Genomic DNA, 22,151 nt, shown 5'->3' with positions numbered 1-22,151 from the left:
ATTGCCCGACCTTACCCAGATGGTCCGCTGAGGCCACCTGGTTTTGCAGACAGCTCCAAGACCAGGGCACATAACGATCTACGACTGGAGTACTAGGAGGGCATGACCGCGGACATCGAGGCGGGCATACGCGCCTTGAGGTCCTTCCACTCGCCCTCGCTGACGTGGTTCTCGAGGACATGCAGGACCGTGCGCACCAGTTGCTCGGTGTCGCCCTCGATCGCGTACGGAAAGTCGTGCCGGACCCGCCGGAAGAATTCCTCGCTGTTCATTTTCACGGGCGTCTCCGCGGGTTTCCACCCGTCGTAGTAGACGCCGCGCAGCAAGGTCGGAAGCTGCGCTCCGAACTGCACGGCCTCATCGACCGACAGCCGGTCCCGCAGGTGGTGCAGGACCGCGCGCAGAGCGGCGTACGACTGCTTCCGGCGCTCTTTGGGCCACCCATAGGCGTGCTCGATCTCCTTCAGGACATGGTTGGCCTTGTCGACCATGGTGTCGAACGAGGAAAAGCCTGTCGCAACCATCATGTAGTCCTTCCGATGCCCGCGGCGGCACCCGGCGGAGCGGGGCCGCCGCGGGAGAGAGCCGGATCCCGGCGGTCTCAGCCGCCTTGGCGTTCGCTGCTCTCGGTTATCTCGATGTGACGGGGCTTGGCGGTCTCCGCCTTGGGGACGGTGATCGTGAGCACGCCGCTGGACATGCTCGCCGTGACGCCTTCGGTGTTCACTTCGCTCGGAAGCAGCAACCGGTACTCGAAGCGACCGGTACGGCGACTGCTGTGCCGCATGATGCCTTTGCGCTCCCGTTCCTTGATCTCCCCCGTTACGGCCAGCTCCTGGCCATTGATCTCGATGTTGACGTCCTTGCGGTCGACGCCGGGGAGCTCGAGTTCTATGTGATAGGCGTCGTCGGCTTCGGTCACATCGGCGGACGGCGTCCACGCCGCTATGGCGGGAGCCGCGCTTCCGACCGTGGATTCGAGCAGACCGCCCATCTGGTTGATGAGGTCGTCGAATTCCAGAAGTGGATTGCGCGCCCAGCCCCTGGGACGCTCCACCGTTCCCTGGCCTCGCTGTCGGCGAACCGGCATGTTCATCGTCCGTCACCTCCGGTCGTGTCGGTTAGTGAGTAGCGGATCTGGTTCTGTGACCACCGCCCGGCTCGGCGAACCGGCCGGACGGAGCTGTGTCATCGGGGTGGCGCGCGACGTCGACGGTGGTGTGGCCGAGGTGCTCATGGACCTGATGGATGGCCATCGCCCCTTCACCGGCGGCGGAGGCCACCCGCTTGACCGAGCCGCTGCGCACGTCGCCCGCCGCGAAGACCCCGGGCAGGCTGGTCTCCAGCCCCAGACAGGCACGGCCCTGGCCCTCCCAGACCGTGCCACTCGCGCGGGCCTGCGCCGGGGCGCCGGTGAGCACGAAGCCACGGTCGTCCAGGGCGACCACGTCGCCGAGCCACGCCGTACGGGGCTGGGTCCCGATGAAGACGAACATCGCGCGCACGACCAGCTTGCGGCGCTCCCCCGTGCGGTTGTTCTCCACCACGACGGCCCGCAGGACACCGTCGCCCTCCACCTCGCGCACCTCGCTGTTCAGCAGCACATTCACCCGTGGATGGCGTTCGATCTGGTCGACGAGGTAACGGGACATCTTGGAGCCGAGGTCCGGGCCCCGGATCAGCAGATGGACGCGTGGGACGCGCTGCGCGAGGAAGAGGACGGCCTGGCCCGCGGAGTTACCGCCGCCGACCACCGCGACCGGATCCGCCCTGCACTGCTGCGCCTCGTACACGGTCGCCGCATAGTAGACGCTCGCCCCCTCCACCCGTTCGATGCCGGGCACTTCGAGCCTGCGGTACCAGGCGCCCGTGGCCAGCACGACGGTATGGCTCACCACATCGCCGCCGTCGGCGAAGGTGACGCGGTAGTAGCCGTCGTCGTCGGGCTTGAGCAAAGTCGCTTCCGCGGGAACCCACACCTGGGCCCCGAACTTGCGCGCCTGGAGCTCGCCCCGTTCGGCGAGGTCGGAACCGGAGATCCCGGTCGGAAAGCCGAAGTAGTTCTCGATGAGGGACGACGTGCTCGCCTGGCCGCCCGTGGCGATCGCGTCCAGGAGGGCCGTGGTCAGTCCCTCGGACGCGCCGTAGACGGCGGCCGCCAGCCCGGCGGGTCCGGAGCCGACGATGATCAGATCGCTGCGGGTCTCCTCGGCGGACGGAGGGGAGAGACCGATGAGCCGCGCCAGTTCGGCGTTGCTGGGGTTGCGCAGCACCCGCTGATCGCGCCAGATGACGATCGGTGTCTCCTCCGGGGGGACGGAGAAGCGGCGCAGCAGTGCCTCGGCCTCCTCGTCCGACTCCAGATCGATCCAGCGGTGCGGCAGCCGGTTGCGGGCCGCGAACTCGCGCAGCCGCCGGGTGTCGGGTGAGTAGCGCGAGCCGATGATGCGGAAGCCCGCGCCGGCGCCGACGAGCAGCGCGCGGCGGCCCAGATAGGCGCGGAGAATGAGGTCGCCGAGGATCGGATCGCGGGCGACCAGCACCCGCAGCCGGTCGATCGGAAGGGACAGCACCTCTCCGGGATCACGGGCCCGGGCGGTGTAGAAGGCCACCTGTCCCTGGAGGAGCCCCAGCTCGCCGAGGAAGCGCCCCGGCCCGTGCACCCTCAGGACCCGCTCGCCGGGGGTGCCATGGGCCTCTACGATCTCGATGGAGCCGCTGAGGATGACCAGGAACTCCGCACACCGCTCCCCTTCCCGGAACAGCACCTGGCCCGGATCGACCCGGTGGCGCTCCCCGTGTTCGGCGAGGAACGCGATCTGGTCGTCCGAGAGCCGCGGGTACGCGCCGTACAGATCCGGGGTCTCGAACGGCACCGCCTCGTCGGAGGCGGCGTCGGGGGGCCGGTCGTCGCCCGCCATCAGGCCAGGGCCTCGTGGGCGTAGCACCACCGCCAGTTTTCACCCGGCTCCATGGGCTCCACGATGGGATGCTGCTCGGCGTAGGCGTGGGCGCGCGCGTGCTTGAGCGGAGAGGAGTCGCAACAGCCGACGTGGCCACAGGTCAGACAGAGCCGCAGATGAACCCAGGGGGATCCCAGCCGCAGGCACTCCTCGCACCCCTCGGGGCTGCGCGGGCTGACCGGGCGCACCATGGACAGGTGCGGGTCGGGTTCGATGGCCATGGAGTTCACCCTTTCTTGCTGTTCTGCCGGCCCGCCATCACCTGCTCGATCCACGAGCGCAGCGTGCCCGCGGGGGCGGCACCCGCTCGGCGGGCGACTGGCTCTCCCTTGTCCAGGATGAGCAGAGTCGGCACGGCCTGCACCTCGAACCGCTGGGCGAGGTGCGGATTGCGGTCGATGTCGACCTTGACGAGCTTGACCTTTCCCGCGAGCTCTGTGGCGACCTGCTCCAGTGCGGGGCTGACCATTCGGCAGGGTCCGCACCAGGTCGCCCACAGGTCGACGACGACCAGTGGCGTGGCCTTCTCGGCGACCTCGGCGAAGTCGTTCTCGTCCGCGTCCACCGTCCACGGCAGCGGCGACTTGCAGTTGCCGCACCGCGGAGCGCCCTCGCCCGCCGCGGGGATCTTGTTCTTGCGCCCGCACGTGGGGCAGGTGACGGTCTGGGTTTTCAGGGTCTGGCTGGTCATCGCTCTCACGCCGCCAACTCGTGCTGCTCGTAGCTGACCACCAGTTCGCCGTGCTGGGCGTCGACCCGGACGGTGGCGCCCTCCTGGACGTCGCCCTTCAGCAGCGCGCGCCCGATGAGGGTTTCGACCTCATGGGAGATGAAGCGGCGCAGTGGCCGGGCTCCGTAGATGGGGTCGTAGCCCTCGTGGGCGATGACCTCCCGGCCCGCGGGGGTGAGTTCGACCGTGATCCTGCGCTCGGCGAGGCGCTTACGCAGCTCGTCGAACTGCAACTCCACGATCCGCTCGATCTGGCGCTCGCCCAGCGGCTTGAACAGCACGATGTCGTCGACCCGGTTGAGGAACTCGGGGCGGAAGTGCCCGCGCAGCTCGCTCATGACCAGGCCCCGGGCGTCCGGCTTCAGCTCGCCCTCGGAGGTGACGCCGTCGAGGAGGTGCACGGAGCCGATGTTCGAGGTCATGATGATCACGGTGTTGCGGAAGTCGACCAGGCGGCCCTGGGCGTCGGTGATCCGCCCGTCGTCGAGAACCTGCAGCAGGGTGTTGAACACATCGGAGTGTGCCTTCTCGATCTCGTCGAAGAGCAGCACCGAGTACGGCTTGCGCCGCACCGCCTCGGTGAGCTGGCCGCCTTCCTCGTAGCCGACGTATCCCGGAGGGGCGCCGACCAGCCGGCTGACGGTGTGCCGCTCCTGGTACTCGCTCATGTCGAGGCGGATCATGTTCTCCTCGGTGTCGAAGAGCGCCGCGGCCAGCGTCTTGGCCAGCTCGGTCTTGCCGACGCCGGTGGGGCCGAGGAAGATGAACGATCCGATCGGCCGGCGCGGGTCCCGGATGCCGGAGCGCGCGCGGATGATGGCGTCGGAGACGAGCTTGACCGCCTCGTCCTGGCCGATGACCCGCTCCTGCAGGATCTTGTCCAGGCGCAGCAGCTTCTCCCGCTCGCCCTCCTGGAGGCGGGTGACGGGGATGCCGGTCCAGGCGGCGACGATTTCGGCGATCTCGTCCTCGGTGACGACCTCGCGCAGCAGCCGGTTCTCGCCCTGCTTGGCGGCCAGTTGCTCCTCCTCGGCGGCCAGCCGGCGCTCCAGCTCCTGGAGCTTGCCGTAGCGCAGTTCGGCGGCGCGGTTGAGGTCGTAGTTCCGTTCGGCCTCCTCGGCCTCGCGGCGCACCTCCTCCAGTTCCTTGCGCAGCTCCTGCACCCGGCGGATGGACTGCCGCTCGGCCTCCCACTGGGCGTGTTTGGCGTCGGCCTCGGCCCGCAGGTCGGCGAGTTCCTTGCGCAGTTCGTCCAGCCGTTGCTGGCTGGCAGGGTCGGTCTCCTTGGAGAGCGCGGCCTCCTCGATCTCCAGCCGGGTGACCCGGCGGGTGATCTCGTCCAGCTCGGCCGGCATGGAGTCGATCTCGGTACGGAGCCGGGCGCAGGCCTCGTCGACGAGGTCGATGGCCTTGTCCGGCAGGAACCGGTCGCTGATGTATCGGTGGCTCAAGGTGGCGGCGGCGACCAGGGCGGTGTCCTGGATCTTGACGCCGTGGAAGACCTCCAGGCGCTCGCGCAGGCCGCGCAGGATGGAGATGGTGTCCTCCACGCTCGGCTCGTCCACCAGCACCTGCTGGAAGCGGCGCTCCAGCGCGGCGTCCTTCTCGATGTACTTGCGGTACTCGTCCATGGTGGTCGCGCCGATCATGTGCAACTCACCACGGGCCAGCATCGGCTTGAGCATGTTCCCCGCGTCCATGGCGCCCTCGGCCGCCCCGGCACCGACCACCGTGTGCAGCTCGTCGATGAAGAGCAGGATTCTCCCCTGGGCGCCCTTGACCTCGGCGAGCACGGCCTTGAGCCGTTCCTCGAACTCACCGCGGTACTTGGCGCCGGCGACCAGGGAGCCCATGTCGAGGGCGAACACGGTCTTGTCGCGCAGCCCTTCGGGCACATCGCCGCGTACGATGCGCTGCGCCAGGCCCTCGACGATGGCGGTCTTGCCGACGCCGGGGTCGCCGATGAGGACCGGGTTGTTCTTCGACTTGCGGCTGAGGATCTGGGTGACGCGGCGGATCTCGGCGTCCCGGCCGATGACCGGGTCCAGTTTGCCCGAGCGGGCCTCGAGAACCAGGTCGCGGCCGTACTTCTCCAGCGCCTCGTACGCCACTTCCGGGTTGGCGGAGGTGACCCGCTGGCTGCCGCGGACCTGGGTGAGGGCGTTCAGGAACGCCTCCTTGGTGACGCCGTGCTCCTTGAGCACACGTCCGGCCGCGGTGGAGGACCCCTCGTCGGAGAGGGCGAGGACGAGGTGTTCCACCGATACGTACTCGTCCCTGAGCCGCTTGGCCTCCTGCTCGGCCTTCTCCAGCAGCTGGGAGAGGCGCTGGGTGATGAAGACCTGTCCGGGGGCGGCGCCGGGGCCGGTGACCTTCGGCTTACGCGCCAGCTCGGCCTCCAGCATCGAGCGCATCGCGTCGGGGTCGGCGCCGACCTGGGTGACCAGCCGCGGGATCAAACCCTCCGGCTGGTCGAGGAGGGCGAACAGCAGATGCTCGCCGTCGACTTCGGTGTGCCCAAACCGTACGGCGGTTGTCTGGGCGTTCTGGAGGGCTTCCTGGGACTTCTCGGTGAGACGGTTCATATCCATGGCGGTTGATCACTCCTCGCGCCGCTACGGCGCAGTGCGGCTTCGAGCCGGTCGATGCGGTCGAGCAGATCGAGCACCAGACCGATGGAGGCGTAGTTCAGGCACAGTCCGGCGCGCAGCCGCTGAACGCGGGCCAGCGTCGCCGTGGCGGAGGGGGCGAACACCAGCCGCCCCGCGGCGTCGCGCTCGGCATCGACGAGGCCGAGGGCGACGAACCGCTGCACCAGGTGGGGATGGAGCCCGGTGCGGCCGGCCACGGTCTCCAGGGAGAGCCTGCGGGCGGGCACCAGGTCGTAGTGGACGGACGTGACGGGCGCGTACCTCGTGTCTGTCCGCGTCGTCGTGGGCGAGTGGGTGCTCATCGCTCCCTCCTGGGATCGAAGGAGGAGGTGGCGGCGAGCTCTTCGAACAGCTGCCGCTCCCGGTCGGTGAGTTCAGGCGGCACCACGATGCGGATCTCGGCGTAGAGGTCGCCGTTCGGGCCGCGGGGATTGGGCATGCCCTCGCCGCGCAGCCGCAGCCTGCGGCCGCTGGAGGAGCCGGGGGGAACCGTCACCTTGGCGGTGCCGCCGGGGGTGGGCACGGGGACGGTCGCGCCGAGCGCGGCCTCCCAGGGGGCCACCGGGAGCTGGACGTGGATGTTACGGCCGTCCAGGCGGAACCGCGGGTGGGGCAGGATCCGCACCCGCAAGTACAGGTCGCCCGCCGGGGCGTCACCGGTGCCGCGGCCGCCCTGTCCGGCCAGCCGGATGCGCTGCCCGTCCACGACGCCGGGCGGGACGTCGACCTCGAAGCTGCGCTGGCCCGAGGGTCCGGCCAGGGTGACGGTGCGGCGGCCGCCGTGGTACGCGTCCTCGACGGTGAGCGGCAGTTCGGCCTCCTGGTCGGCGCCGGGGATGTCGATACGGCCCCCGCCCCTGCCTCCCACGCCGCCGCCGAAGAACGAGCTGAACAGGTCCTCGAAGTCCACGCCGCCTCCCCCGACATCGTCGCCGAAGCCACGGACGAACCGGACCCGGTCCCCGTCCCCGGAGGTCGTCCAGCCGCGGAATCCGCCGCCTCCGCCGCCGACACCGGCGCCGACACGCTCCTCCCAGTCCTCGGGGATCTTGCGGAAGTCCTCACCGAACCGGTCGTAGCGGGCGCGGGTCTTGGGGTCGGAGAGCACGCTGTACGCCTCGTTGAGATCCTTGAAGCGCTCCTCAGCCTGGGGGTCCTTGTTCACGTCCGGGTGGTATTTACGGGCCAGCTTGCGGAACGCCTGCTGGATCTCGTCCTGGCTCGCGCCCCGCGAGACTCCGAGCACTTCGTAGTAGTCCCGTGCCATGGCCGGTCACTCCCGTTTGGCGACGGCGACGGAGACCGGCCTCAGTTGCTTGTCCGCGACCCCGTAGCCGGGGCGCAGCACCTGGACCACCGTCCCCGGTTCCGCCTCGGCGTCCTCGACCACGCCCACCACCTCGTGCCGGCTCGGGTCGAACGGCACACCGGTCTCGGCCTGCCGCTCGTAGCCGAGCCGGGCGAGGGCGTTCACGGCCTGGTCATGCACGGCCTTGACACCCTCCAGGATCGCGCCGGGGTCGGACCCGGCGTGGGACAGCGCGAGCTCGAGGTTGTCGACGATGGGCAGCAGCGCCGAGGCGGTACGGGCCCGCTCGGCGGCCAGCTCCCGCTCCAGCTCCCTGGCGTGGCGCTTGCGCAGATTGTCCAGGTCGGCCAGGGCGCGGCGCCAGCGGTCCTCGAGCTCCGCCAGGGCCGCCTCGTGCTCGGCCCGCTCGCCCTCGGGCGGGGCGGGGCCTCCGGCCGCGTCCGGGCCGGGCTCCTTGGGCGGCTCCGCCTGCTCCCGGACCTCCGGGGCGGGCAGGTCCTGCTCGGGCTCCGCTACGGCGCCCTCCGGCACCGGTTCGGGCTCCTGGGGATGAGTGGACACGGCAGCCGCCTCAGCCCTTGTCGAATTCGGCGTCGACGACGTCTTCATCGGCGCCCTCGCCGGCTTCGCCCGGCCCGGCGCCCCCCGGTCCGCCGGCCCCGGCCTCGCCGCCCGCCGCGCCTGCCGCGCCCGCAGCCGCCGCGCCGTGGGCTGCCAGCCCCGCATAGACCTGTTGGAGCTCGGAGATCAGCGGCCTGACCTTGTCCACGCCGGCCTCGTCCTTGACGGCCTGGCGGGCCTCGGTCACCAGCATCTCGGCACGCGACTTCTCATGGGAGGGTGCGGCGTCGCCCAGTTCCTCCAGCCGCTTCTCGACCTGGTAGGCGATGGCGTCCAGCTCGTTGCGGGCGTCCACGGCCTCGCGCAGCGCCTGGTCCTCGCTGCGGTTGCGCTCGGCCTCCTGGACCATGCGCTCCACCTCGTCGCGGTCGAGGTTGCCGGTCTCGGTGATCTGGATGGACTGTTCCTTGCCGGTGTCCCGGTCCCGGGCGGTGACGTTGAGGATGCCGTTGGCGTCGATGTCGAAGGTGACCTCGATCTGCGGCTCGCCGCGCGGCGCCGGGCGGATGCCGGTCAGCTGGAAGCGGCCGAGCACCCTGTTGTCGGCGGCGCGTTCCCGCTCGCCCTGGAGGATCACGATGTCGACGGCTCCCTGGTTGTCCTCGGCGGTGGAGAAGGTCTCCGTGCGGCGCGCCGGAATGGTGGTGTTCCGCTCGATGATCTTCGTCATCACGCCGCCGCGGGTCTCGACGCCCAGCGAGAGCGGGGTGACGTCCAGCAGCAGCACATCCTTGACCTCGCCCTTGAGCACCCCGGCCTGGATCGCGGCGCCCAGTGCCACGACCTCGTCGGGGTTCACGCTCATATTGGGCTCCTTGCCGCCGGTCAGCCGGCGCACCAGAGCCTGGACGGCGGGGATCCGGGTCGAGCCGCCGACGAGGATGACTTCGTCGATGTCGTTCTCGCTGACCTTGGCGTCGCCCATGGCCTGCTGGACCGGGCCGAGGCAGCGCTCCACCAGATCGGCGGTGATCTGCTCGAAGGTGGACCGCATGATCGATTCGGTCAGGTGCTTGGGTCCCGAGGCGTCCGCGGTGATGAACGGCAGGTTGACCTGAGCCTGGGTCACCGAGCTCAGCTCGACCTTGGCCTTCTCCGCCGCCTCGAAGAGCCGCTGCAGCGCCTGCGGGTCCTTGCGCAGGTCGATGTTGTTCTCCTGCTGGAACTTGTCGGCGAGGTGGTCGACGAGGCGGCGGTCGAAGTCGTCGCCGCCGAGGTGGCTGTCGCCCGCGGTGGAGCGCACCTCCACCACCCCGTCCCCGACATCGAGAATGGACACATCGAAGGTGCCGCCGCCGAGGTCGAAGACGAGCACCGTCTCGTGCTCCTTCTTGTCCATGCCGTAGGCGAGGGCGGCCGCGGTCGGCTCGTTGATGATCCGCAGCACCTCCAGACCCGCGATCTGGCCGGCGTCCCTGGTGGCGGTGCGCTGTGCGTCGTTGAAGTAGGCGGGCACCGTGATGACCGCTTCGGTCACCTTCTCGCCCAGCTGTTTCCCGGCGTCGTCGGCGAGCTTGCGCAGCACCAGCGCGCTGATCTCCTCCGGCGAGTACAGCTTGTCGCGCACCTTGAAGCGCGCGAGGCCGTGCTCGCCCTCCACGACGTCGTAGGCGACCGCCTTGGCCTCTTCGGATATCTCGTCGTACTTGCGGCCGATGAACCGCTTGGCCGAGTAGATGGTGCCCTTGGGGTTGAGGATCGCCTGGCGCCGGGCCAGCTGGCCCACCAGCCGCTCACCGGTGTCGGTGAACGCCACGACGGACGGGGTGGTGCGGCTGCCTTCGGCGTTGGGCACGACCGAGGCTTCACCGCCTTCCCACGCGGCAATCACCGAGTTGGTGGTGCCCAGGTCAATACCGACTGCCTTGGCCATGGCAACTCCTTACGAGGCGGCCGCGGACATTCGCCCCGGTGCCCGGTCGGGCGACGGGGTCGGGATTACGGGACCTACGCCGCAAGGGTGGCAAAGCGGGGCACATGAACGCCTGCGCCTGTGGGGTCTAATTTCGGCGCCCCAGTCCGCCACCGAGGACAGGCACAAGGGCAGGCCCGAAAGCAGACACGGGCCGGACGGCGAGGGCCCGGGCAGGCCGACGCCCCTCACCAGGCGGACCTGGGAAGGGGCGATCGCCCCGCGCGGCCGGATACGCCCTTACGTCATGGACCTCCGGGCATCAGGTCGGCGGCACCCCGACCCGGGGTCAGCCGGCACCGTCCGGGTGGAGAACGACCTTGGTCCAGCCGTTGTCGCGGCGGTCGAAGTGCTCGTATCCGGTGGGGGCCTGGTCCAGAGGGAGCTCGTGGGAGACGACGAAGCTGGGCTTGGCCTTCCCGCCGGCGATCAGGTCACGCAGACGACGGTTGTACCTCTTCACCGGCGTCTGGCCGGTCCCGACCTTCTGGCCCTTGAACCACAGCCAGCCGAAGTCGAGCGGCACCTTGCCCTGGGCCTCGAGTTCGTTCTGGACCTCCGCGCCCTTCGGGTCCTCGGGTACGAACACGCCCACGACGCCGATCTCGCCGGTGAAGCGCACGGTGTCGACCAGACCGTTCATGGTCAGGCTGGCGTCTTCGTGTCCGTCCGGGTCGTGGGCCTGGTAACCGACGCACTCGCAGCCGTTGTCGGCCCCCAGCCCGAGGGTGGCTTCCTTGACGACCTCGGCCGGGACCTGCTCCCTGGTGTCGATCGGGATGGCGCCGATCTTCTCGGCCAGGCTCAGCCGGTCGCTGTGGAAGTCGGCCACCCATACCCGGCCGGCCCCCTTGAGAACCGCCGAATAGGCCGCCATCAGTCCCACCGGGCCCGCCCCGTAGACGATGGTCTGGTCCCCGGGTTTGACGTTGGCCATCTCGGTGGCGTGGTAGCCGGTGGGGAAGATGTCGGACAGCATCACGTAGTCCGTCTGACGCTCTTCGGCGTCCTCACCCAGCCGCAGGGCGTTGAAGTCGCCGTACGGTACGCGCAACAGCTCTGCCTGGCCGCCCTGGTAGGGCCCCATGTCCGCGAATCCGTAGGCGGCTCCGGCCCAGGAGGGTACGGGCTGCATGGTCAGGCAGTAGTTCGTCAGCCCGCGCTCACACTGCTTGCAGAAGCCGCAAGCGATGTTGAACGGCAGAACCACATACTGGCCGACCTTGACCTTTCTGACCGCCGAGCCGACCTCGACGACCTGTCCCATGTTCTCGTGCCCCAGGGTGCGCCCTGGTTCGAACGAGGTGCGTCCTTCGTACATGTGCAGGTCGGAGCCGCAGATATTGGTGGTGGTGATCTTCACCAGGATGTCGCAGGGGTGCTCGATCTTCGCGTCCGGCACGTCCTTGACCGTCACCGTCCGCGGCCCTTCGTAAACAGCTGCTTTCATGATCACTCCCCGTCTCACCACCACGCGCATGCGCCCACTGTCGTCATCCGGCCCGAAGAGGCCACGAGTGATGGTGGATGGATGGTGGCGCGACCGTCATCCGGGATCCGGCGTCCACGACGCTTGCGATCCCGCGCGCCATGGCCCGGGTTCCGGGGGCAGACGCTGGAGGCCGTCCGTGCGGCCGCGGTGCGATGGCGGCACTCACCGCCTGCTGGGAGACGAGTCGCCTCTTTCTTTCCACCGTCTCATCCGGACTCCCCGTACGCGACCGCAGTCGGCGCGGAGCGATGCTGTGGCCCCGCTCAGTCGGTGGAGAGATCCTGCTCGGCCCAGATGGTCTTGCCATGTGCGTCCAGACGGGTGCCCCAGCGCCGGGCGAGTTGGGCCACCAGGAAGAGGCCGCGGCCGCCCTCGTCGAGCGCGCGGGCCCGGCGCAGATGAGGTGCCGTGCTGCTGGCGTCGGAGACCTCGCAGATGAGCGTGCGGTCGCGGATCAGGCGCAGCCGGATGGGTGGTTGACCGTAGTGGATCGCGTTGGTGACCAGTTCGCTGACGATCAGCTCGGTGGTGAAGACCACCTTCTCCAGTCCCCAGGCCATCAGTTGGTCGGTGACGTTCCGCCGGACCTGGGAGACGACGGCGGGGTCCGCGGGGATCTCCCAGGTGGCGACCCGGTCGGGGCCGAGGGCTCGGGTGCGGGCGAGGAGCAGGGCGATGTCGTCCTCGGGGCGGCCGGGAAGCAGGGTTCGCAGGACGGTGTCACAGAGGGCGTCCAGGGACGGGGCCGGTTGGGCGAGGGCGTCGCACAGCGCGTCGAGTCCCTCGTCGATCGCGCGGTCGCGGCTCTTGACCAGGCCATCGGTGTAGAGAGCGAGGAGACTGCCCTCGGACAGTTCGGTCTCGACCGCTTCGAAGGGCAGGGTGCCCAGTCCGAGGGGCGGGCCGCTGGGGAGGTCGAGAATGTCGGCGGTGCCGTCCGGGGTGACCACGGCGGGCGGGGGGTGGCCGGCGCTGGCGAGCGTGCAGTGGCGGGAGACCGGGTCGTAGACGGCGTACAGGCAGGTGGCGCCGGTGGCCCCGGGGATTTCGGAATCCTCGTCGGCCGACAGGCGGGTGACGAGGTCGTCGAGGTGGGTGAGGAGCTCGCCGGGAGGCAGATCGATATCGGCCAGGGTGCGCATCGCGCTGCGCAGCCGCCCGCCGGCGGCGGACGCCTGGATGCCGCGGCCCACGGCATCGCCGACCGCCAGGGCGGCGCGAGCGCCGGAGAGCGGGATCGCGTCGAACCAGTCGCCGCCTACGCCGGCCCAGGCTTCGGAGGGCAGATAGCGCGAGGTGACCTCCATCGCTGTCAGGTCGGGCAAGCGCTGCGGCAGCAGGTTGCGCTGCAGGGCCATGGCCGTCATGCGCTCGCGTTTGTAGCGGCGTGCGTTGTCGATGGACACGGCCGCTCGGGCCGTGATCTCCTCGGCCAGCAGCAGGTCGTCCTGGGCGAAGGGCACCGGCGACCGGTGGCGCGCGTAGAACGCCACGCCGAAGGTGACACCGCGAGCGCGCATCGGCACCACCATCTCCGAGTGGATCCCGTACTCCCGGATCCGGGCGGCCCGGGCGGGGTCCTGGGCCTCCCATCGGGCCATGAGATCGTCGGTCACCTGGTACAGGGCGGCCCGGCCTTCGGCCAGGCACTCGGCCGACGGTGAGGACTCCGGGTGGATGTCCAGTTCACCCACGTCGGCCACGGCCTCCGGGGTTCCGGGGAGGACGGACCGATGGGCGGCGCGACGCATGGTGATGGGGCCGGACAGCCGGTCCGGGGGCGGTTCTTCGCCACGATCGAGGAAGGTGAGCAGGTCGACGCCGGCGAAGTCGGCGAGCCGGGGGACGGCCACGTCGGCCAGTTCATGGGCGACATGTGCCATGTCCAGGGTGCTGCCGATGCGCTTCCCCGCCTCGTTGAGCAGTAGCAACCGCTGCTGGGCCTGGTGCTGCCGGGTCGTGTCGTGCGCCGCGAAGCACACGCCGTACACATGGCCGGTGTGGTCCTTGAGCGGCGCGAGGGAGACCGACCACGCGTGTTCGCGGCGCTCGCCCGGCACCCGCAGATAGGCCTGCAGGGACTGCCGTTCGCCGCTTTCCACCACGCGGCGCATGGCCTGCTCGGTCTTCTCGCTGTCCGGGTGCGACCAGATCTGCGGCAGCCGCAGACCGCGCATCCGATCCTCCGTGAGGGCGGCGGCGGCCTCCATTTCGGCGTTCGCCCGCACCAGTCGCAGGTCCGTGTCGAAGACCGCCAGAATGCACGGGGCCTGGGCGAACGCTCCCAGCGCCGGCGCGTCGGCCTCGAGCGGCCGCGGTTCCCGCGCCACGGCGGACACCAGGAGCCACCCGGTGGCCCCGCCGTCCGCCACCACGCGGTGCGCCAGCAGCTCCACGTCCACGCGGTGGCCGTCACGATGGCGCAGCGCCACCCGTCCGCTCCACCTCGACCGGCCGGCCAGGCATCGCCCGGCCTCCTCGGCGGCGGCCCCGGCGAGCAAATCGCTCACCGCTCGTCCCACGGCCTCCTCGGGCCGGTAGCCGAGCAGCTGCTGAGCCCCCTCGCTCCACCCGGTCACGACGCCGTGCTCATCCATCGTGGCCGTGGCCAGGTAGGTCACGTCGCGAACCTCGTTCACCACGGAGGACATCGTCTTACGGTCCCGGCGGTTGCCATTCGATCATCAGAATCGTGGCGTCGTCGCTGAGTTCGTTGCGCCGGTGATCGAGGATGGCGTGGATGAGCAGGCGGAGCACCTCCGTGGCGTTCTGCCCGGCGGCGGTCGACCGGATGATGTAGTCGGTGAAACGCTCCAAGCCGAATTCTTCGCCTCCCTCGTTGCGCGATTCCACGACACCGTCCGTGTAGAGCAGAATCCGGTCGCCGGGTTCGAGGGTCGTCTCGTGTATCTGCCGCGGACCGCCGGTCAGGCTGGCGGGCAGACCCAGCGGAGGCTCGGAAGCCCGCTCCAGTTCCTTCTCGAGCAGTCGGTGGCGGCGGATGAGCAAGGGTGACGGGTGTCCGCAGTTGGACCAGCGCAGCACTCCGGTGGGCATGTGCAGCTGGGAGAAGATACCGGTGCAGAACTGATCCGGAAGCCATGTCGACAGCGCCTTGTCCACGGCGGTGACGAGCGCCGCCAGATCGGCGCCCGTGCGCCGGGCATTGCGGGAACCCGCCATGGCCACGGAGGTGGCGAGGCCGGACGCCAGATCGTGGCCCATGGCGTCGAGGATCGTGGCGTGCAGCAGGTCCTCGGTGAACGAGTGGTCGAAGGCGTCGCCGGCCAGTTCGTAGGCGGGCTCCAGGACCGCGGTGGAGACCACCCGGCCGGTGCCGATCGAGCGTGGCGGGAGAAAGGCCCTCAGCATCTCCGTGGGCAGTTGCATGGGCCGGGTCCGTGTCCGCTGCGCGAAGGTGTCGATGTAGGTGCGCTTGGACGTGATCATCAAGCCGAGGAGCGACGCCATCGCCCGGCTCCGCCACAGCTTCAGCCCGTCCAGGCTGTCCATCCGCAGTCGCAGGACTCCCAGCCGCTCCGCCCCGTTGACCAGCGGCAGCCATACGGCCAGCCCGCCCGAGCCGTCCTCTTCCACCCGCAGGGAGTCCGTGCGGTAGGCCCATCCGGCCAGGGACGCGTCGACCCGCAGGTCCGGCTCGTCCTCGGCCAGCGGCATCAGCAGCCTCTGCTGGAGATCGATCAGATAGACGACGGCACGGCCCAGGCTCATGGCCCCGGCATAGCGGTTCAGGACCTCCGGCAGCTCCGCAGGGGAGGCGTGCTGGGAGGCCCTGACCAGCTCCTCCAGCAGTTTCTCGGCGGCCCCGGCAGAGGTCGACACATCCGCGTCCACCATACGAGCAACTCTACGGCCACCCTTCGTCCGACGTCGTCCGCGACCATCCGGACGGCCCACGGGGTCAGTCCTCTTCCGTCGGCGGCCGCCGCGCGGCTTCGCGTTCCCGGCCGGCCACCTCTTTCTTCTCTTCCTCTTCCACCTGTGCGCGCCGCTCCTGCCGGGACGACTCGACGTCCCGTTCCAGTGGCGTGCGGCCTACGGCGGTCGTCAGCTCCTCCAGCGCCCGCACCAGGAGTTCCGCCCCACGCCGCACCACCGGATCCCTTCCGCTGTCGGTACCCTCCCAGGCGTCGAGCGCCTCCTTGACCCGGTGCCAGTCCGGGTCCCGCCGTTCCCGCACATCCCGCGCCGCCTGCGCGGTGTCCGCCTCCAGGGCCTCCGCGAACCGCGCGGCTTCCGGAACAGGGCGCGCACCGCGTTCCGGAAGGTGGGTCTCCAGCAGCATCGCCGCCCGCCCGGACGAGTTGATCGCATCCTCGGCCTCCTCCGCCTCGCTGGGGCTGAGTCCTCGATGACGCACGGGCTCCCGCTTGGCCCGCTCGAATGCCTCGTCCCACGCGGCGTGCGCCCTCCGGCCGGCGAGCAGCGCCCGCCGTACCCGGGCACGGTGCTGCCCGGGATCGGCATAGCCGCCGACCACGGCCGCCGCGTACCGACCGGTCGCGGCGAGCCAGTCAGCGAGCCGGTCGCGCAGCCGCGGTGTCTCCCAGGCCGGGAAAATCACGTAGGCCACCATCGCGAGCACCCCGCCGAGCAGGGTGAGCAGGAGCCGGTCCCGCACGGTCTGGTGCCACTCCTGGCCGCCCATCCCGAGCAGGAAGACGACGTACGCCGCCGTGGAGGCCTGCGAGGCCGCGTACCCGGTGCGCATCAGCAGATACGTCAGCGCGGCCGAGGCCACGGCCAGCCCGCCGGCCAGGTAGGCGTGCGGGTGGGTCAGCTCCACCGCTCCCGTGGCCAGCCCGACGCCCACCGAGGTGCCGACGAAGCGGGCCACGGCGCGGCTGTAGGTCCGGTGGAAGTCCGGTCGCATCACCATCACGGAGGTGACCGGCACCCAGTAGCCATGCCCCAGCGGGAGCTCCGTACCGAGCAGATAGCCGAGGCTGGCCACCGCCGCGAGACGCACGGCGTGCCGGAACACGGGCGAGTCGCCGTGGAGTTCACGGCGCATCGCGCGGAGGACGACCGGCACCAGCTGGAGCATCGTCGGCCGTACCAGTGGCGGCCGGTCCGCCCCACCGGAGGTACGGCCGCTCACCACGTGGGTGTCGCCGCTGTCGGCGATCTCCACCACCTCGGTGAGCAGGTCGGCCAGTTTCTGAGCGGCCTGTCGCGCGGGCCCCTCCAACACCTCGTCCTCCTCGTCGATCCGCAGGACCTCCATGGCCTCCGAGGGCGTCCTGACCGGGGTGCCGCGACGGATCGAGCGGGCGGCGGAGTCCAGGATCCGGGCGGCCGCGCCCAGCAGCTCCCGTGCCCGGTCCCGTCCCGGCCCCTCCACCGGAGCACCGATCCGAGGGTCGGCGAGGGCGGCGACAACGGGGCGGACGCGTTCAGCCAGGCCGCGGGGACCGTGCAGGACGGCGGGCCGATGGCGCGCCTGCCACGGCGTGAGCATGGCGGCGCTCCGGGCGGTCATCAGCGGTTCCGGGTCGAACGGGGCCACCGGGTCCTGCCTCAGCCGCCTGGCGTAGTCCGCCACGGCGGCGAGGGCGTCGGCCAGGGCGTCCCGGTGAGCTCCCCATCTGCGGATGGGGAACAGCAGGATGAGCGTCGCCTGCACCACACCGCCGAATGCGATGACCGCGGCGTGCTCCAGGGCCTGCTCGACCGTGGTGGGCAGGGTGACGGTCACCAGCATGATGCCGACCGTCGCCGTCGCGACGATCCCGGCGGTCGGCCCCGCGGCCCAGGCCATCCCCGCGAGAAACGTCCACGCGGCGAGCAGCAGGAGGAAAAGCACCAGGTGCGCCCCCGCGAGATAGCCCAGGAAGGTGCTGACGGCCAGGCCGGCGCCCGCCGCCAGCGCGATCACCTTGCGCGGCCGCCAGCTCCGCTGGAACGTCGCGGCACCGGCCGAGAAGGCGCCGAACGCGGCGGAGGCGGCATATGTCGGGGAGACGGCCCACAGCGCGAGCCCGATCACGATGGCCACTCCGGCCGCCGCGCGCAACGCGACCAGGGGTTCGAGCCGGTTCCGCTCGATCATTAGCCCGGACCGCACAATCTCCTTCAGCGATTGCGCCCACGTCACGCAGCCGAGCCTAGGCGGAAGCGGCGGCGGTCCGCGCCAGCCGCACCGGGGCTGTCGCGACCCCGGAGAGGAATGTATCGGTGCAATCCCGACATGGGTGAGTAGCCTGGGTGACGGCAGTCGGGGGAACAGTTCTCCAGGAAGGCGCCGGAATCCTCACCATGACCGCGATCTCGGGCAGGGCTGACGGATCTCAGCGGGAGGCCTGGGGGCGGGAACACGTGGCCAACCTCTTCAGCTTGTTCGTGCTTTCCATGATCATGAACGACGGCCAGGACGAGCGTGACATCCTGCGGCTCGCCCTGAGCTCGGTGGGCGCACTCGGTCCCTGCCGGGCCGAGGCGGGCTTCCTCACCCTCGGCGAGCCCCCGGTCCGTACGCCCGTCGAATGGCCGCACGCCATCTCCGACCTGGACGACCAGCTTCAGCACCTGCGTGGCCAGGAAGGGCCGATCCGGGTGCCGGGCCGGAAGTGGGGGTGGGCCGTCGCCCTGCACACGAGGAACGGGGGCATCGGCTATCTGGTGGTCAGCGCGCCGACGCGGCCCGCCGGCGACGATGTCTTCCTGATCCATGTTCTCGCCCAGCAGACCGCGGCGGCCCTGACGAACGCCACGGCCCGGCGGAGCGAACGCGATCACGCCCGGGAGCTGCGGGAGCTCAACGAGGGCCGCGCGGCCGTGAACGCCCGGCTGGCCACCTCCGTCGCCGAGCTGGAGCACCAGCGCACCGTCCATGATGTACTCAGCGAGGCGACGGCGAGCGGTGGCGGTGTGGCGGGCATCGCCGGCGCCGTACACCGGCTCACCGGATACCCCGTCGCCGTCGAGGACCGCTTCGGCAACCTCCAGGCCTGGGCGGGACCGGGCCGCCCCGATCCGTACCCGAAACCCGACGCCACCCAGCACGAGGAACTGCTGCAGGAAGCGGCGCGCCGGCTGCGCCCGGTGCGGGTGGGTAAGCGGCTCATCGCCCTGGCCGCCTATCGCGGCGAGGTCCTCGGTGCCATGGCCCTGGTCGACACGGCGGGAAGCGCCGGTGAGCAGGAGGAATTCACCCTCGACCACGCATGCGCCGCGCTGGCCCTGGAACTGGCCCATCTGCGCACCCTCGCCGAGGTCGAGCTGCGGCTGCGCCGTGAGCTGGTCGACGATCTGATCACCGGCACCGATGACGAGAGCGGCTACGCCCGGGCCGCCGCCGTCGGCCATGATCTGCACGGCCCTCACTATCTCGCCGTGGTGCAGTGGGCGGGCAGGGCGGCCGACGACGCGTTCGTGCAGGCCGTCGGCCGTGCGGCCGCGAGTCTGCGGATGCGGTCGTTGCCGGCCAGAAGGCCGGGCATGGCCGTCCTCGTATGCCAGGGGCGGCCGCGCGGAGAAGCGCTGCACCAGGCGGTGGTCCGGGAACTGGGCTCACCCACCGGTTCGATCGGGGTGGGGGGCCGCTGCGACACTCCGGGCGAGATACCGCGCTCCTTCAGTGAAGCGCTGCGGGCACTCGAGGTCCGGCAGCGCTCGGGGTCGCCCAACGGCACGACGGCCTTCGACGAACTGGGCCTCTACCGCATCCTCGGGCCGGGAGGCGACTACCGGGAGGTCAAAGAGTTCGTCCGGGTATGGCTCGGCCCGCTCCTGGACTACGACGCCGCACACCACGCGGATCTGACCCAGACCCTCTCCCAGTACTTCGAGTGCGGCGGCAACTACGACGGGACGGCCGCCGCCCTCGGAATCCACCGCAGCACGCTGCGCTACCGGCTCCAGCGCATCCGCGACGTCAGCGGCAGCGACCTCGCGGACGTCGACAGCCGGCTGAATCTGCACGTCGCCACCCGGGTGTGGAAGGTACTGGGCGGCTAGTCCCGATCGGAAGAGACCGATGGCTCAGGACAGAGGGGAAGCCGGTTCGGCGGCCGTCGCGTCGGTGGGCGGAGTGGCCCTGACCGCGGGTGACCATGTGTGTGCGCTGTACCGGGGACATGCCGAGCGGGACCAGCTCCTCTCGCCGTTCGTCGCGGACGGCCTCCGCGAGGGACATATCTGCCTCCTGCTGGCCGCCCGGGGCGAGGGCAGGGCATTCCGCGATGTGCCGGCCACGGAGATCCCTTCGGCGGACGGCACGCCGGACCACTTCCAGATCAAGGAGCCGCAGGAGAGCTATCTGCTGAACGGCGCCTTCGACGGCGATGGCGTGCTGGATCTGCTGTATGCCTGGTCCGCGGACACCTTCCGCCACGGAGACGGCCACTTCGCCCGCCTGGCCGCCGATATGAGCTGGGCCGGGCCCCTGGTGCAGCCCGCCTTCATCCGTGACGTGATCCGGTATGAGACGAAGGCGACACGCTGGCTGCGGTCCTATCCACAGGTGGGAGTCTGCATGTACGACTTGGAGCTGTTCAGCGGCGACCTGATCATCCCCTTGGTCAAGGCCCATCCGAAGGTCTGGTTCAGTGGCAGGGTCATGGAGAATCCCGTACTATCCGGCCCCGGTGACGGACTCCGGCCGGAGGGCCGCTGATGACCTCCGGCATCCGCGGCCCACGGTCTGACGAGACGTCAGCGATGCATACCACCCTGTCTCCCGACGAGCCGGTTCTGGTCCTCGCCGCCGGCTCTTCCAGCCTTCGGCTCGCCCTCTTCGCGGCGGACGGCACGCGGATCGCCGGGCGTGCCACCGAGACCGCCCCCGGCCCCGACACGGCCGAGGAGTTGCGTGGCTTCCTGGCCGGCGTGCCGGCCCCCGCCGCGGTGGGACACCGTCTGGTGCACGGCGGCCCGCATCTGACGGTGCACGCGCTGGTGGACGCGCGGGTGCGCGCACTGCTGAAGGAGGCTTCGGGGCTGGCACGCCTGCATCTGCCTCCCGCTCTCGCGGTCGTGGACACCGCCATGGAGCTTCTGCCCGACATTCCGCACGTGGCGTGTTTCGACACGGTCTTCCACCGGAGCCTGCCTGCCGCCGCGTACGAGTACGCCGTCCCGGAGCGGTGGCGCGTCGAGTACGGGCTGCGCCGCTACGGATTCCACGGGCTCTCCTACGCCTGGACGCTGGAGCGGGCCGCCGAAGCGCTGGACCGTCCGATCGGCGATTTCCAGGCCGTTCTCGTCCACCTGGGCGGCGGCTGCTCCGCCTGCGCCGTGCGCGACGGCCGCAGCGTGGACACCACCATGGGGTTCACCCCGTTGGATGGTCTGGTGATGAGCCGTCGCAGCGGCAGCGTCGATCCGGGGGCGCTCCTGTGGCTCCAGCGCCATCACGGCTTGAGCGCCGAGGAGCTCGAGGACGCCCTCCACCGGCGCTCCGGCCTGCTGGGTCTCTCCGGCACCTCCGGAGACACCCGTGCCCTGGTGCGGGCGCGAGCGGAGGGGGACGCGCGCGCCGCCGGCGCCCTGGCCGTCTTCGTCCACAGCTGCCGTCGCGGCATCGCGTCCATGGCCGCCTCGCTGGACCGGCTCGACGCCCTGGTCTTCACCGGCGAGATCGGCGAGGACCAGCCCGAGGTGCGGGAGGAGATCTGCTCGGGCCTCCAGGTCCTGGGCGTAGGCGGCCACCTGTCCGTTCCGCCGCTGAATGATCTGCGCGACGAGGGCACACGCAGAATCCACCACCCCGGAGCGGACGTCCCGGTGGTGGTCGTCGCCACCGGTGAGACCCAGCAGATCGCAGCCGAGACACGACGGCTCCTGAGGGGCTAGATCCACCAGCCGAGGCGCCGGGGAATCTCTCGGATGCCGCGTCCGTTGCTTTCCGAACAAGCCGGTTCACGCACCGCAGGAGGCAGGCATGTACGGCGACCCAGCGACGGTCCGCACGATCCTCACGGAGCTGGGGGACACCTGGGCGGTGGTCGGACTCTCCGCCAATCAGCGGCGCGCGGCCTACGGCGTGGCGGGCGTCCTCCAGCGCTACGGGAAGCGGATCGTGCCCGTACATCCCAAGGCCGAGACGGTGCACGGCGAGCAGGGGTACCCGACGCTCTCCGCGGTCCCGTTCGACGTGGACGTCGTGGACGCCTTCGTCAACAGCGACCTCGCGGGCGCGGTGGCCGACGAGGCCGTCGCCATCGGCGCCAAGGCCGTCTGGTTCCAGCTCGGGGTCATCGACCCGGCGGCCTACGAGCGCACCCGGGCCGCCGGGCTGGACATGGTCATGGACCGCTGCCCGGCCATCGAGATCCCGCGGCTGGGCTGAGAAATCGGGTGTGGCCGGCTCCGGCCCCTGCACTAGATGAATGAGTCCAAGGGTTCGCCTGCGGAAATGGCACGAGGGCGCCCAATGTCAATGTGTGACGAAAGACCTGGACACCCTCGCAACGGCACTCTACGCCCGGATCGACGACGAGTTGAAGGCTT

18 protein-coding genes are annotated in these 22,151 nt (G+C 70.4%); 4 read left to right on the top strand and 14 right to left on the bottom strand.

What is annotated here, in order from left to right; genetic code table 11:
• Nucleotides 1–92: 92 nt before the first annotated feature.
• From ABZS71_RS33525 to ABZS71_RS33460, 14 genes are all read right to left on the bottom strand, one after another.
• Entirely contained in the window at nucleotides 93–524 is a 432-nt protein-coding gene (locus ABZS71_RS33525) for a DUF2267 domain-containing protein (protein ID WP_355842747.1), read from the bottom strand.
• 77 nt (nucleotides 525–601) lie between these two features.
• Entirely contained in the window at nucleotides 602–1,096 is a 495-nt protein-coding gene (locus tag ABZS71_RS33520) for an Hsp20/alpha crystallin family protein (RefSeq protein WP_356216173.1), read from the bottom strand.
• Between the two features lie 25 nt (nucleotides 1,097–1,121).
• Complete coding sequence (locus tag ABZS71_RS33515; RefSeq protein ID WP_356216170.1) at nucleotides 1,122–2,921, bottom strand: FAD-dependent oxidoreductase; 1,800 nt, start codon at nucleotides 2,919–2,921, stop codon at nucleotides 1,122–1,124.
• Entirely contained in the window at nucleotides 2,921–3,184 is a 264-nt protein-coding gene (locus ABZS71_RS33510; protein ID WP_355842215.1) for a UBP-type zinc finger domain-containing protein, read from the bottom strand. The genes ABZS71_RS33515 and ABZS71_RS33510 overlap by 1 nt, the downstream gene beginning before the upstream one ends.
• A 5-nt stretch (nucleotides 3,185–3,189) precedes the next feature.
• Nucleotides 3,190–3,654 (bottom strand): thioredoxin, encoded by a 465-nt coding sequence (gene trxA, locus ABZS71_RS33505; protein WP_356216167.1) that lies wholly within the window; start codon nucleotides 3,652–3,654, stop codon nucleotides 3,190–3,192.
• Nucleotides 3,655–3,659: 5 nt separating this feature from the next.
• On the bottom strand, nucleotides 3,660–6,284 hold the full coding sequence (gene clpB, locus ABZS71_RS33500; protein ID WP_356216165.1) for an ATP-dependent chaperone ClpB: 2,625 nt from the start codon (nucleotides 6,282–6,284) through the stop codon (nucleotides 3,660–3,662).
• On the bottom strand, nucleotides 6,275–6,646 hold the full coding sequence (locus ABZS71_RS33495; RefSeq protein ID WP_356216162.1) for a chaperone modulator CbpM: 372 nt from the start codon (nucleotides 6,644–6,646) through the stop codon (nucleotides 6,275–6,277). The genes clpB and ABZS71_RS33495 overlap by 10 nt, the downstream gene beginning before the upstream one ends.
• Entirely contained in the window at nucleotides 6,643–7,611 is a 969-nt protein-coding gene (locus ABZS71_RS33490; RefSeq protein ID WP_355842203.1) for a DnaJ C-terminal domain-containing protein, read from the bottom strand. The genes ABZS71_RS33495 and ABZS71_RS33490 overlap by 4 nt, the downstream gene beginning before the upstream one ends.
• 6 nt (nucleotides 7,612–7,617) lie before the next feature.
• On the bottom strand, nucleotides 7,618–8,214 hold the full coding sequence (locus ABZS71_RS33485) for a nucleotide exchange factor GrpE (protein WP_355842200.1): 597 nt from the start codon (nucleotides 8,212–8,214) through the stop codon (nucleotides 7,618–7,620).
• 10 nt (nucleotides 8,215–8,224) lie between these two features.
• Nucleotides 8,225–10,147, bottom strand: a complete 1,923-nt coding sequence (gene dnaK / locus ABZS71_RS33480; protein ID WP_355842197.1) for a molecular chaperone DnaK — start codon at nucleotides 10,145–10,147, stop codon at nucleotides 8,225–8,227.
• A 328-nt stretch (nucleotides 10,148–10,475) separates the two neighbouring features.
• A complete protein-coding gene (locus tag ABZS71_RS33475; RefSeq protein WP_356216159.1) occupies nucleotides 10,476–11,636 on the bottom strand; it encodes a glutathione-independent formaldehyde dehydrogenase in 1,161 nt (386 codons plus the stop codon).
• A gap of 305 nt (nucleotides 11,637–11,941) precedes the next feature.
• A complete protein-coding gene (locus tag ABZS71_RS33470) occupies nucleotides 11,942–14,329 on the bottom strand; it encodes a SpoIIE family protein phosphatase (RefSeq protein WP_356216156.1) in 2,388 nt (795 codons plus the stop codon).
• A 4-nt stretch (nucleotides 14,330–14,333) separates the two neighbouring features.
• The gene (locus ABZS71_RS33465; RefSeq protein ID WP_356216154.1) at nucleotides 14,334–15,536 is read right to left on the bottom strand and encodes a PP2C family protein-serine/threonine phosphatase; all 1,203 of its coding nucleotides are present in this window, start codon (nucleotides 15,534–15,536) and stop codon (nucleotides 14,334–14,336) included.
• Nucleotides 15,537–15,600: 64 nt separating this feature from the next.
• Nucleotides 15,601–17,796, bottom strand: a complete 2,196-nt coding sequence (locus ABZS71_RS33460) for an FUSC family protein (protein ID WP_356216151.1) — start codon at nucleotides 17,794–17,796, stop codon at nucleotides 15,601–15,603.
• A 245-nt stretch (nucleotides 17,797–18,041) separates the two neighbouring features.
• Here ABZS71_RS33460 and ABZS71_RS33455 point away from each other — a divergent pair, with 245 nt between their 5' ends.
• The 4 genes from ABZS71_RS33455 (at nucleotide 18,042) to ABZS71_RS33440 (ending at nucleotide 21,990) form a co-directional block, all read left to right on the top strand.
• Nucleotides 18,042–19,658 carry a helix-turn-helix domain-containing protein gene (locus ABZS71_RS33455; protein ID WP_356216176.1) on the top strand — a complete coding sequence of 539 codons (1,617 nt, stop codon included), beginning with the start codon at nucleotides 18,042–18,044 and terminating at the stop codon, nucleotides 19,656–19,658.
• 19 nt (nucleotides 19,659–19,677) lie between these two features.
• Nucleotides 19,678–20,316 carry an MEDS domain-containing protein gene (locus ABZS71_RS33450; protein ID WP_355842182.1) on the top strand — a complete coding sequence of 213 codons (639 nt, stop codon included), beginning with the start codon at nucleotides 19,678–19,680 and terminating at the stop codon, nucleotides 20,314–20,316.
• Nucleotides 20,317–20,360: 44 nt separating this feature from the next.
• Nucleotides 20,361–21,494: an acetate/propionate family kinase gene (locus tag ABZS71_RS33445; protein WP_356216148.1), complete on the top strand. Its 1,134-nt coding sequence runs from the start codon at nucleotides 20,361–20,363 to the stop codon at nucleotides 21,492–21,494.
• An 88-nt stretch (nucleotides 21,495–21,582) separates the two neighbouring features.
• Nucleotides 21,583–21,990 (top strand): CoA-binding protein, encoded by a 408-nt coding sequence (locus ABZS71_RS33440; RefSeq protein ID WP_356216146.1) that lies wholly within the window; start codon nucleotides 21,583–21,585, stop codon nucleotides 21,988–21,990.
• Nucleotides 21,991–22,151 lie beyond the last annotated feature (161 nt).

Origin of the sequence: Streptomyces sp. NPDC005393 (genome assembly GCF_040606675.1) — a bacterium.
Taxonomy (GTDB): Bacteria; Actinomycetota; Actinomycetes; order Streptomycetales; family Streptomycetaceae; genus Streptomyces.
Note: the sequence above shows the minus strand (reverse complement) of the source record. Positions and strands in the feature narration are given on the sequence as shown.

Bases quoted from the DNA above. Each gene is read 5' to 3' on its own strand.
- dnaK (WP_355842197.1), bottom strand. From the start codon at position 10,147: ATGGCCAAGGCAGTCGGTATTGACCTGGGCACCACCAACTCGGTGATT.
- ABZS71_RS33490 (WP_355842203.1), bottom strand. From the start codon at position 7,611: ATGGCACGGGACTACTACGAAGTGCTCGGAGTCTCGCGGGGCGCGAGC.
- trxA (WP_356216167.1), bottom strand. From the start codon at position 3,654: ATGACCAGCCAGACCCTGAAAACCCAGACCGTCACCTGCCCCACGTGC.
- ABZS71_RS33495 (WP_356216162.1), bottom strand. From the start codon at position 6,646: ATGAGCACCCACTCGCCCACGACGACGCGGACAGACACGAGGTACGCG.
- ABZS71_RS33515 (WP_356216170.1), bottom strand. From the start codon at position 2,921: ATGGCGGGCGACGACCGGCCCCCCGACGCCGCCTCCGACGAGGCGGTG.
- clpB (WP_356216165.1), bottom strand. From the start codon at position 6,284: ATGGATATGAACCGTCTCACCGAGAAGTCCCAGGAAGCCCTCCAGAAC.
- ABZS71_RS33520 (WP_356216173.1), bottom strand. From the start codon at position 1,096: ATGAACATGCCGGTTCGCCGACAGCGAGGCCAGGGAACGGTGGAGCGT.
- ABZS71_RS33475 (WP_356216159.1), bottom strand. From the start codon at position 11,636: ATGAAAGCAGCTGTTTACGAAGGGCCGCGGACGGTGACGGTCAAGGAC.
- ABZS71_RS33465 (WP_356216154.1), bottom strand. From the start codon at position 15,536: ATGGTGGACGCGGATGTGTCGACCTCTGCCGGGGCCGCCGAGAAACTG.
- ABZS71_RS33470 (WP_356216156.1), bottom strand. From the start codon at position 14,329: ATGTCCTCCGTGGTGAACGAGGTTCGCGACGTGACCTACCTGGCCACG.
- ABZS71_RS33445 (WP_356216148.1), top strand. From the start codon at position 20,361: ATGCATACCACCCTGTCTCCCGACGAGCCGGTTCTGGTCCTCGCCGCC.
- ABZS71_RS33450 (WP_355842182.1), top strand. From the start codon at position 19,678: ATGGCTCAGGACAGAGGGGAAGCCGGTTCGGCGGCCGTCGCGTCGGTG.
- ABZS71_RS33525 (WP_355842747.1), bottom strand. From the start codon at position 524: ATGGTTGCGACAGGCTTTTCCTCGTTCGACACCATGGTCGACAAGGCC.
- ABZS71_RS33440 (WP_356216146.1), top strand. From the start codon at position 21,583: ATGTACGGCGACCCAGCGACGGTCCGCACGATCCTCACGGAGCTGGGG.
- ABZS71_RS33510 (WP_355842215.1), bottom strand. From the start codon at position 3,184: ATGGCCATCGAACCCGACCCGCACCTGTCCATGGTGCGCCCGGTCAGC.